This is a genomic window from Saccharospirillum impatiens DSM 12546 (assembly GCF_000423605.1).
In the GTDB taxonomy this organism is placed as follows: Bacteria; Pseudomonadota; Gammaproteobacteria; order Pseudomonadales; family Natronospirillaceae; genus Saccharospirillum; species Saccharospirillum impatiens.
This window is the reverse complement of the sequence record NZ_AUIH01000068.1, coordinates 1-10,690: the sequence shown is the minus strand read 5'-3', so window position 1 is coordinate 10,690 and position 10,690 is coordinate 1. Positions and strand designations below refer to the sequence as shown.

11 protein-coding genes are annotated in these 10,690 nt (G+C 51.5%); 5 read left to right on the top strand and 6 right to left on the bottom strand.

The window, feature by feature from the left end:
• The first annotated feature begins 290 nt into the window (after positions 1 to 290).
• Genes G565_RS0118985 through G565_RS0118975 form a run of 3 tightly spaced genes read left to right on the top strand, consistent with a single transcriptional unit; the run spans position 291 to position 2,630 of the window.
• A complete protein-coding gene (locus tag G565_RS0118985; protein WP_483826395.1) occupies positions 291 to 1,019 on the top strand; it encodes a CgnE/CgnB domain-containing protein in 729 nt (242 codons plus the stop codon).
• Between the two features lie 26 nt (positions 1,020 to 1,045).
• Positions 1,046 to 1,879 (top strand): ABC transporter ATP-binding protein, encoded by an 834-nt coding sequence (locus G565_RS0118980; protein ID WP_169579681.1) that lies wholly within the window; start codon positions 1,046 to 1,048, stop codon positions 1,877 to 1,879.
• Positions 1,848 to 2,630: a hypothetical protein gene (locus G565_RS0118975; protein WP_157600158.1), complete on the top strand. Its 783-nt coding sequence runs from the start codon at positions 1,848 to 1,850 to the stop codon at positions 2,628 to 2,630. Before G565_RS0118980 ends, G565_RS0118975 begins: the two co-directional genes overlap by 32 nt.
• Before the next feature lie 56 nt (positions 2,631 to 2,686).
• Here G565_RS0118975 and bfr (G565_RS0118970) read toward each other — a convergent pair whose 3' ends face one another.
• Together bfr (G565_RS0118970) and bfr (G565_RS0118965) are read right to left on the bottom strand one after the other, a co-directional pair.
• Positions 2,687 to 3,154, bottom strand: a complete 468-nt coding sequence (gene bfr / locus G565_RS0118970) for a bacterioferritin (RefSeq protein ID WP_028672262.1) — start codon at positions 3,152 to 3,154, stop codon at positions 2,687 to 2,689.
• A 2-nt stretch (positions 3,155 to 3,156) separates the two neighbouring features.
• Complete coding sequence (gene bfr / locus G565_RS0118965; RefSeq protein WP_028672261.1) at positions 3,157 to 3,633, bottom strand: bacterioferritin; 477 nt, start codon at positions 3,631 to 3,633, stop codon at positions 3,157 to 3,159.
• 329 nt (positions 3,634 to 3,962) lie between these two features.
• On the opposite strand from bfr (G565_RS0118965), the gene G565_RS0118960 reads away from it, so the two are divergent.
• Positions 3,963 to 4,307: a helix-turn-helix transcriptional regulator gene (locus G565_RS0118960; protein WP_028672260.1), complete on the top strand. Its 345-nt coding sequence runs from the start codon at positions 3,963 to 3,965 to the stop codon at positions 4,305 to 4,307.
• Positions 4,304 to 5,617 (top strand): type II toxin-antitoxin system HipA family toxin, encoded by a 1,314-nt coding sequence (locus G565_RS0118955; RefSeq protein ID WP_084649465.1) that lies wholly within the window; start codon positions 4,304 to 4,306, stop codon positions 5,615 to 5,617. The genes G565_RS0118960 and G565_RS0118955 overlap by 4 nt, the downstream gene beginning before the upstream one ends.
• Positions 5,618 to 5,636: 19 nt before the next feature.
• On the opposite strand, the gene G565_RS0118950 is transcribed toward G565_RS0118955, so the two are convergent.
• The 4 genes from G565_RS0118950 to G565_RS0118930 all read right to left on the bottom strand — a co-directional run bounded on the left by G565_RS0118950 (position 5,637) and on the right by G565_RS0118930 (position 10,555).
• Positions 5,637 to 6,284: a 2OG-Fe(II) oxygenase gene (locus G565_RS0118950; protein ID WP_211227225.1), complete on the bottom strand. Its 648-nt coding sequence runs from the start codon at positions 6,282 to 6,284 to the stop codon at positions 5,637 to 5,639.
• Positions 6,285 to 6,627: 343 nt separating this feature from the next.
• Positions 6,628 to 8,472 carry an AMP-dependent synthetase/ligase gene (locus tag G565_RS0118940; protein WP_028672257.1) on the bottom strand — a complete coding sequence of 615 codons (1,845 nt, stop codon included), beginning with the start codon at positions 8,470 to 8,472 and terminating at the stop codon, positions 6,628 to 6,630.
• Between the two features lie 14 nt (positions 8,473 to 8,486).
• Complete coding sequence (locus G565_RS0118935) at positions 8,487 to 9,278, bottom strand: ABC transporter ATP-binding protein (RefSeq protein WP_028672256.1); 792 nt, start codon at positions 9,276 to 9,278, stop codon at positions 8,487 to 8,489.
• An 80-nt stretch (positions 9,279 to 9,358) separates the two neighbouring features.
• Complete coding sequence (locus tag G565_RS0118930; RefSeq protein WP_028672255.1) at positions 9,359 to 10,555, bottom strand: substrate-binding domain-containing protein; 1,197 nt, start codon at positions 10,553 to 10,555, stop codon at positions 9,359 to 9,361.
• Positions 10,556 to 10,690 lie beyond the last annotated feature (135 nt).

Sequence of the window (10,690 nt, the reverse complement as noted above, 5' to 3'; positions counted from 1 at the left end):
ACTTATCATTCGGGAAAGGCTGCCGGTCACTGGATGCTTTTAAGCATGTGTATGAAAAATTAGCTTATGAGTAGCTAAATAAAATGGTATTGAATGATTAACTTCTTCTCAGGCTAGGTTCTGCAGAATAGACTCGCTTGAAAAGAAGAAATTGTAGATAAAATGGCAATACGAAAATATTAACGCGCTATTTATGCTGAGCAGATATCAGAAAGGCAAGAATAATGGAGACTAACATCGTATTATTGGCATGACTAACAGTGTCTACAGAGAAGAAATGAGTTAATGCAATAAAATCACGGATTCAGGATACAGTATTGAAGATATTAGATGTGGATTTTGAAGATTCAATCTCAAAGCTTAACCAACTCTATTCTAGATATAGAAATAATGAGAAAATTGTAATTAAAAACGAGAGTATTGATTTAACAGTACTTATTAAAGACTTCAGGATTATGAGTCTATGCAATGAAGGTGTAATATCGCACGCTGGTGATGAAACTTTGGCAGCATTTACAGAGATTGGACTTGTACCCAATGTGACCAGCGGAGACTTCAGGAAGATCGGATACAACGTAAATGGTACAATGCTATGCAGTGGTGTGTGTGTTGCTAAAGATCGTGATTGTAAAGATCACGTCCACAACTTGCACCAGAGTGCTTGGTCACTATTCCAAACACTCCGCCTTACGAACGAGTTCCCTATTAGCCTCACAATAGATGACAATAGGTTGATATGCGCATTTACAGCTAGTGGTATGGATGTCACATCAAAGATATCAAATTTGATGTGCGAGCCATTTAACACTACCCTTCTTGAATTCGCAATAGCAACTAACTCAAGTATTACTGAGGGAGTCGACTGGAGTATGAATTCTGTAATAAACGAGTCATCTGAAGGCATTCATATTGGTTTAGGTGATGGAATACATTGTCCACATATAGATTTGGTAATGCCATATAAGAACATTTTGGACAATATTTCATTTAAAACTGCCACTACAGCAAGCTGCTCATGAATGATGGAGTCTTAAAGATAACTAACTTGTCAAAGCGCTTCTCTAAATCAGGGGATGTACTTAAAGATGTTAGTTTCCAGCTAAATAGTGGTGGCTGCCTTGGCTTAGTGGGACCAAACGGCATAGGAAAAACCACGCTACTGCGTTGCATTAGTGGGTCTGTTATACCAGAAAGTGGATCGGTAGCCATCAATAATAAAAAGTGTACCAAGTTCCATCTTTCTATTGATAGTGATAAGAGTATTTTCCCAAGGCTAACAGCGGCAGAAAATATAAGGTATTTTGCAAGTCTTCAAGGAGTATCGTTCTGCCGGGAAAAGCTTGTTGGTATAGCCCAAGAACTAAATTTCGTTGAATACTTAGATATACAAGCTAGAAAGCTCTCGAAAGGTTCGAAGCAGAAAATTCAAATAATATTGCTTTATCTAACTAATTATGATGTTTTACTTTTAGATGAGCCTACGCTTGGCTTGGATGCCCAGTCATTTGAGGTATTGATATCTGTAGTCAAAGAAAAAAAGAAAAGGAACGCTTATATCATCCTCTCTTCACACGATACAGAGTTCTGCAATGGAGTTTGCACAAGTTTTTTTGATCTTAAGCTTGGCTGCTTCTACGATCAAGGTGTTTCTAATCTTGATTGCCTATATCGTATAGAAGTTGGAAATATAAATGACTTAAATGCAACCCATGATGCTTTTTCTACAGATAAGTACCAAATTGTCAGCGATACCACGGTATTGGTAAATAGCAATCACTTAATTGATGCTTTAAAGTTGATTCCTGTGAATGGCATTAAGTCGATAGACATAAAAGGAGTGCTAATAGATGAATCCAAACGTCTATCTAATGTTATTTAAGTCTGAAATATTTATTGCTTTCAAAAACTTTGTTCGATTTCCACTGAACTCTATTGTTTCTATTGTCCTCCTATCACTTGTTTTTATAACTATCTACTACTCTTCATCAGCTATGAGTGGTTCTTCTGATCTTGGGCAAGACAAGCTAGCTATCGGAATAGCAACCTACTTTGCATGGACGCTTGCAATCACTTCTTTTGGCTCTGTAGCATCCAGCATTGAAGAGAGCGCAAGGCTTGGCACATTGGAGCGAGTTGTAGTTAGTGGGTGCAAATACGAATTACTTGCGCTGTTTAAGTCTGTTGTGACCACGCTTATAGCACTACTGAATAATTTGGTGATAATTATCTTTCTGAGCGTTTGGCTGGGAGTAAGTATTCCGTTAAAACTACAATCGCTTCCCTGGATTTCCTTACTTATGTGTTCAGCAATTGGTGTCGGCCTAATTATTGGTTCAGTAGCAATTTTAACTAAACAGTCTAATGTAATAACTAATATGACCCAGTTTCTACTTCTTCCGCTCTTTTTTCTTCAGTCCACGATGACTTCAAATGTTGACATTTCTTGGGTTTGGGTAGTTCCAGCTATCCTGCCATTAAAGGGGCTTTTGTTATCTGTCGAGCAAGGAAACTATGGATCTATTTTCCCGGTTGCGTTGGCTATATCACTGGCGTGGTTGATTGTTGGATACATTGCTATCCATATTTCTATACATCTAGCAAAGGTCAGAGGTTTATTGTATCAGACCTAGTCGCCAGAATTGAGGTGACTGAAGTCCGCCGCAATTCTGGAACTTGAGCTTTGAAACTACATCTGTGACTGAAGGTATTTCGGCAACCCAATCATCTTGATCAGTCGCAGTTGCTGTTCCAGGTAGTAGGTGTGGTCCATCTCGGTGTCGTCGAGCAGGGGTTCGAGCATGTCGCGGGTGCCGTAGTCTTGCTCTTTTTCGCACAGGGCGATGGTGTCGGTGAGCATTTTTTGCACCGCATACTCAATGTCGAGATCGCTCTGCAACATGGAGGGCACGTCGGAACCGATGTTGATCGGTTCGCGGTCTTTCATGTTGGGCGTGCCTTCCAGAAACAGAATGCGTTCAATCAGTTTGGTGGCGTGGCCTTTTTCGTCATCGAATTCGTGGCTGATGCGCTCATAGAGTTTGGTCAGCCCCCAGTCGCGGTACATTTCGGAATGCAGAAAGTACTGGTCCATCGCCGACAGTTCGTTGGCGAGCAGGGCGTTCAGCGCCTTGATGATGGTTGGATTGCCTTTCATGGTCAGTCCTCATCCGTCAGGTTGGCTTGAAGGTAGTTCGGTAGCGTCACATTGGCGATTTGGTAGTGCTGGGTTTCCAGCCAGTCGAGGTAGTCTTCCTCGTATTCCAGCAGTTCGACCAGCATGTCGCGGCTGACGTAGTCCTGTTGGGTTTCGCACAGGGCAATGGTGTCTTTAAGCTGGGAAATCTGTTCCAGCTGGAAGTCGGCATCCAGCTTCAGCATTTCTTCGGTGTGCTCGCCGACCATGAGACGGTTCAGCTTTTGCAGGTTGGGCAGGCCTTCCAGAAACAGAATACGCTCGATCAGCTCATCGGCCTGTTTCATGTCCTTGATGGATTTCTTGTAGCTGTGCTCGTTCAGCCGCTCCAGACCCCAGTTGCGGTACATCCGCGCGTGAAGAAAGTAGCGGTTGATGGAGGTCAGTTCGGTGGTCAGCACCTTGTTCAGTGCGTCGATCACCTGACGGTCACCCTGCATTGGTTAACTCCTGAAACGCTGTATTAAAATAGGTCGGGAGGAGTATAGCTGACTGAAGATTGATGTGGGAAAAAATGGCCACTAGCAGCTCTGTTGCTACCGATTATCACTACGTATGGCAAACATGGCGGTCGTTGACAACCAGTCAATTTGCTGTCTATTAAAAACTTATAATGAATCAATTATGAGTCTTTACTTGATAATTACCAGTTTTATAGTTCATTAATGATGCATTATTATATTTCGGCTTCCATTTCTCAAAGGTTTGTGTATCGTTAGCGATACTTTGTGTCTTAATAATTCAGATAATGAATTAATAATGAGTCATTATGAGTGAAATAAAGAACAGCATGTCGGACGAATCTATCGTCAATGAGCTGGGCCACCGCCTCAGGCAAGCCCGCCTGGAACGTAATATTACCCAGCAGCAGATGGCAGAGGAGATAGGCATCAGCCGGTCCCGGTACCTGAGGCTCGAAGAAGGTAACGGGAAGCTGGAAACCCTGGTCGCTGCGCTTAGAGTGCTCGGAAAATTGCCCTCCCTGGATGCGTTCTTGCCCGATGAACCCTATTCGCCGATGGAAGCGCTGAAAAATGCGGGTCAGGTGCGACAGCGGGCACGACCCTACAACACCGATCAACAGAGCACTGACCAGGGAGATCTGGACTGGTGAGTACCCTCGCAGAGGTGACCCTATGGGGCCAGACCGTCGGTGCACTGTTGTTCAATACCGATACCGGCCTGGCGACGTTTGAATACTCGGGGGATTGGGTAAAACAGGGTCTCTCAATCTCCCCTCTGCACTTGCCTGCCCGGGCCGGGAAATTCAATTTCCCGTCGCTGAGCCGGGAAACTTTCTATGGGCTTCCGGGCGTGTTTGCGGATACCTTGCCCGACGACTTTGGTAATGCCGTTATCGATGCCTGGCTCGCTCGCAACGGGGTTGCAAAATCCTCATTCAGTCCGGTTGACCGGCTTTTGTACACCGGCAATCGGGGCATGGGTGCATTGGAATACAGGCCTTCCATGCGCAACGCTCAGACTCAGACTTCGGGAGACATCAAAGTTGATCTTCTGGTCGAGTTGGCTCAATCCGTATTAGACCAACGGGCTGGGCTGGATGTGGCCTTGCCCGGCGGGGATGAAGACCGGAATGCCATGAGTGCTATCTTTCAAGTAGGAACCTCGGCTGGTGGTGCACGACCGAAGGCGGTTATTGCCCTGAACCATGACCGGTCACGAGTGGTGTCCGGCCAAACCCCCACTCCAAAGGGGTTCACTCATTATCTGATTAAATTCGATGGCGTCAGAGAGCGGTCGTCTACCAGCGAACTCTTTGGCGACCCGCTCGGGTATGGCCGGATGGAATATGCCTACTACCTGATGGCAAAAGCGGCAGGCATCAACATGATGCCTTCTGAATTGCTTGAAGAAGGGGGGCGGGCCCATTTCATGACGCAGCGCTTCGACCGAGAGGGCGTCCACAAGCGCCACTATCAATCGTTATGCGCAATGGAGCATGCGGATTTTCGCAAGCCGGGTCAGTACAGCTATGAGGAGTTGCTGGCAACGGCGCGTTCCCTGCGGTTGCCACGAGAGGATGCCATCGAGATTTTCAGGCGGATGGCCTTTAATGTCATCGCCCGAAACCAGGACGACCACACCAAAAACTTCGGGTTTATACTCGACAGTGCCAACGCCGACTGGCGCCTGGCGCCCGCCTTTGATGTCGCCTTCAGTTATAAACCCGGTTCGTTCTGGGTAGACACTCATCAGATGACCATCAATGGTAAACGTGATGGTTTTAACCGGGCAGACCTATTGGCAACAGCGATGTCCATTGGTCGGTTTAAGGCCAAAGCCAGTGAGATTATTGATGAAGTGACCGAGGTGGTAAGCCACTGGGAGGGCTTCGCGGAGCAGGCCAGTGTTCATGGAGCGCTCACCCGAAAAATTCAATCGAATCTGCGCTTGTCACTTTAATGCCTGCTACTTCACAACTTTACTGGCTCGGATCAATCCGGTTCTGAATCGAATTGTTGTTGCGGAACCAGCCGGCAATGCTGAACCGGGTGCGTTCGGCCGCCAGTACTTCGTGCGGAAACTCCTCGCTCAGGAAGATAACCATGCTGCCCAGAGTCGGCAACAAGCGGCTGACTGGCTGATCTTGCTCGTCGTACATCAATAACTCGCCGCCCTGATTGTCCTGCCAGTCCGGGTTCAGGTAGGTAACCGTGGTCAGTACGCGATTACTGCGCCCGCGAAAGGCGTCTACGTGTTTGCGGTAGAACGCACCGGTATCGTAACGGGCGTAATGGCACTCGTAGTCCCACAGCCCCAGCAACAGGCGCTTGTTGAGTTCCAGGCGCAGTTCATCAGCCGCCGCCAGATACTCCCGTTGCGCCGGGGTTTCGCCGGTCAGCCAATGAGTACTGTCGCGACGTATGAAGTCGTTGGTGTGGTTGTCGCTGCGCCGGCCAATACCGGCCTGGTCCCACTGGTCGGGTTGGTGACGGTGAATATCCTGCAACAACGCCAGTGCCAGACCATCGGTGATGCCATGGGGCAAGTGCACCCAGCCGTGCTGGCGCAGGCCATCAGCGATGAGGTCGTAGTCCCACAAAGGGGTCAGCAGTGCAGTCGTGTTCACGGCCGGATATCCGAAAAAGGTGCGCTATAGTACGAAAACTGACCGGTGGGTAAAGGGGTTTTTCAGACTATTTTGACGTTGCCACCCAGGGGAGCATCCGTGTTCTGAGTTAGAAATTCCTCTGCGAGCAGCCACAGAGTCAATTGAGGGCTGTCGGGTACGTCCATTGAAGGCCGTGAGGCAGCATGGATGCTGCCTTCGAGCCCCCATGGATGGGTTTATGGCGTGCCTTCAATGGACGTACCCGATGGCCCGCCTGACTGCGACTGGTTTAAGACACCAGGTATCGTTGGGCGCAGAATTTCTGACTCAGAACACGGCCACGGTTCACTATTGATGCAACTTAAGCCGCCGTACTCTCCTTAAACAACGCCTCAATCTGCTGCTCATATTGCTTGGCAATGGTACTGCGTCGCACCTTCATGGTGGCGGTGACTTCACCGTCGTCGTGGTCCAGCTCCTTGGTCAGCAGGGTGAAGCGTTTGATCTGTTCGACCGGCGCCAACTGGGCATTGCCCTTGTCGACTTCGTTCTGGACCAGTTCTCTGACTTTCGGATTTTCTGACAGTGATTTGAAGGTGGTGTAAGCCAGGCCTTGTCGTTCGGCCCAGGTGGTGACGGTGTCGTAGTCGACCTGAATCAACGCCACCAGGAATTTGCGCTGGTCGCCAATGACGATGCACTCCTTGATGAACGGGCTGGCTTTCATGGTGTTTTCAATCACGCTTGGCGAGAGGTTCTTGCCGGCGGCGTTGATGATGATGTCTTTCTTGCGATCGACGATGGTCAGGGTGCCGTCTTCGTGTTCTTCGACAACGTCGCCCGTGTGCAGCCAGCCGTCCTGCAGTGTTTCGGCGGTGGCTTTGTCGTTCTTGTAATAGCCCTTGAAAATGATCGGGCCACGCAGCAGCAATTCGCCGTCTTCGCCCACACGGGATTCCACGCCGGTGATGGCTCGGCCGATGCGGCCCTGACAGTTCAGGTCCATCGGTTGCAGCGTGGCGGCGCCGGTGGTCTCGGTCATGCCGTAAATTTCGATCAGCGGCAGGCCCATGCCACGGAACATGGCCAGCAGGTCGGGCGAGATCGGGGCGGCGGCCGTCATGGCGATGTTGCAACGGGCCAGGCCCAGGTAGCCAAGCAGCGGAGCGTATAAAAAGGGGCGATAAAACGCGTAGCTCAGCTTCTGTTTGCCGGTCCATTGGGCGCGGGGCTTGGCGCCGCGTTGCTGGGCTGATTTTAGGGCCTTGTGCAACAGCCAACGGCGAAGTGGGCCGGTGCGGTCACCCAGTACGGTCAGTTCAGACTGCATTTTTTCCCAGATGCGCGGCACGCCGAAAAACATCTGAGGTGAGATTTCCTGCAAGTCGGTGCGAATGGTGCGCAGGCTTTCACCGAAGTTTACGACCATGCGCCGGGCCATGGCATTCATAGTAGAGAACGCCTGTTCGGCAACGTGGCACAAGGGCAGGTAAGAGAGAATATTCTGATGCGTTTGCGACGGCACGGCATCCCACAGCAAGGCCATTTGCGACCAGATGTTGCGAAAGGAAATCATCGCGGCCTTGGGCAAGCCAGTCGAGCCCGAGGTGAACACGATCAGGGCGGTATCATCCGGGTCTTGCTCGGCCAGCCGGTCGGTGACCGCCTGGGGCGAATGCTTCAGCTGTGTTTTGCCGCGTTCGATCAGCGCATCCAGCGTCATCCACAAATTGGCGTCGTAACCATACAAGCCTTTGGCATCGAACACGACGATGTGCTCGAGCAGTGGCAGTTTGTCGCGAATCTCCAGCACCTTGTCGACCTGTTCCTGGTCTTCGCAAAACACGACTTTGCAGTCGGCACTGCTCAACAGGTGCACCACTTCGTTGGCCGGGCTGGTCGGGTAAATGCCACAGGTAACCGCAGCGGCACTGTTGATGCCCAGCTGAGTGACGATCCATTCCTGGCGGTTTTCGGAAATGATGCCGACGTGTTCGCCGTGGGCGATGCCCAGATCAACCAGGCCGGCGGCGATGGCGTGGGTCTGGTCGCGGTATTGGCGCCAGGTGGTTTCCTGCCAGATGCCCATGTCTTTCTGGCGCATGGCGACTTCATCGGGCACGGTCTGGGCGTGGCGTTCCAGTAGCTGGGTCAGGCTGATGTAGCCCTGGTCCTGAAACGATGGTTCGTGGGTCATGTCAGACATGGCGTCGGCGCTCCTCAGTTGAGCCAGCGCTTGCGGCGCTTGTAATGCTTGATGTTGCGAAACGATTTTTGATCATCCTGCTCACCGACACCCAGATAGAACGTTTGGATGTCGGGGTTTTCACGCAATTGCTCGACGGACCCTTCGAGCACCACCTTGCCGTTTTCGAGAATGAACCCCCGGTGGGCAATGCGAAAAGCCGCGCTCGCGTTTTGTTCAACCAGCAGAATGCTGGCGCCTTGCTCCTGGTTCACGCGGGCAATGTTGTCGAAGATTTCATCGACCATGCGCGGGGCTAAGCCGAGTGAAGGTTCATCGAGCAGAATCAGCCGCGGCTGGCCGATCAGGGCACGCCCGATGGCCAGCATTTGTTGTTCCCCACCTGAAAGCAGGCCAGCGGTTTGGTGGGCCCGCTCCTTAAGCTTCGGGAAGAAGGCATAAACGGCGTCGTAATCCGGTTTTTCCTTACGGCCGGTCAGTGCGTAGGAGGCGGCAATGAGGTTATCTTCAACCGTCATTTCCGCAAAAATGCGACGGCCCTCGCGCACGTGAATCAACCCGGCGCGGGCCAGTTCGTGGGGTGCTACGCGGTTGATGCGGTCACCATTGAACAGAATCTGGCCGGCGTCGACCGATCCGTTCTCCAGCGGCAGCAGGCCCGACGCTGCCTTGAGAACCGTGGTTTTGCCGGCGCCGTTGGCACCCAGCAGGGCGACCACTTCGCCTGGGTTGACTGACAGAGTCAGGCCTTTCAGCACCTGAATGGCGTGATGATAGGCCACTTCAATATTTTCAATGCTCAGCATGTCTGTATCCGGAGTCGGAAACGGGGCCGACCCGGACAAACAAGGGTCCGGGTCGGAATAGGGGCGTCAGATGGATGCAGTTACACCTGAATCCAGTCGGAGACCGGGTTGTACAGCCGGCTCTCGGCGTCGTAGCGGTAGACCCGGCCCTGGCCGATTTTGTTGTTCACCACATCGACCGGCTGGCCGAAGAAACCACCACTGTCCCAGTTGCGAATGTTGCCCAGAGCCGCCATCAAGTTATCTGGCGTGACTTCCTGGTCGGCTTCGATCACGCGTTCCATGCACAGCTTCCACATTTCGAGGCAAAGTCGGCCTTCCAGTTCCCAGGCGGTGACATAACCCGAAAATCCCGGGTTAATAGACCGCTTGAAGTCGCCCAGTTCGCGGTAAAACGGCGCGTCATCCTGATCGTAGAAATAGCGGTAGGGCATGACACCCTGGTAACCATCGAGAAATGGGCCAGCCTGTTCGGTAACCCGGTCAGCGATGATTTTTTCCATGCCCCAGAACGTGCCCATGAACTGAGTGGTCAGGCCAAAGGCTCGCGCTCCGCCAATCAGCTGTGGCCACACACCCGTGACGTAACCCTGAAGAATGGTGTATTCCGGGTTTACCTGAGCCAACTTGGTGACGTGGTTTTCAATGTCGGCACCTTCGGCACGGGTGACTTCTTCAAGCACCACTTCAATGCCCAGTTCAGCCGCTACCCGACGACCGTGTTCGATTGGGTCGCGCCCGAATTCGGTATCGGAATAGACGAAGGCGACGGTTTTGCCGCCCTTGTCGGCGATGTCGCGCAGCAGAATTTCAAACTGGTCTTCGTAGGTGGGGCCCGCCATGAACTGATAAGGCCGATTAGCCGGATCAGACAAGGCCGAGGCAAAGGAGGTTGAACCCATCATGACCGCGTTGTCGCCGGTCAGCGTCGGGCCCACCAGTTCCATGAACCCGGTTGAGTCACCGTAGTAGAAATGCAGGTCACCGCTGGCTTTGGCGCGTTGGAAGTTGGCCAGGGCGTTGCGGGGAATGTAACCGGAGTCGGCTACTTCAATGCGAATCGGCTTGCCGCCAATGCCGCCGTTATCGTTGACCTGCTGCTCGAATTCGCTGAACGCCGGCGCAACGAGTTGCCCGGCGGTAGCAAAGGGGCCGGTCATGGGCAGTGATGCGCCGACACGCCAGTGTGAGCCTTCAGCCCGAACTATGCCGGGGGCCATGCTGGCCGCTGTGAGTGCGGCACCGGTTTTTAACAGGGTTCTTCGATTCAGGGCCATGATAGCCTCCTATTGTTGTAGTTATTGAATTCGAGCTTAGAACGACGAGTTTTTAGCTAGTGCCCGTCCAGAAAGGGCGATTTTTCAGAAAGATGCCAACGTCCTCCATTGGTCGTCGGATCCGCTTGGTGGTAA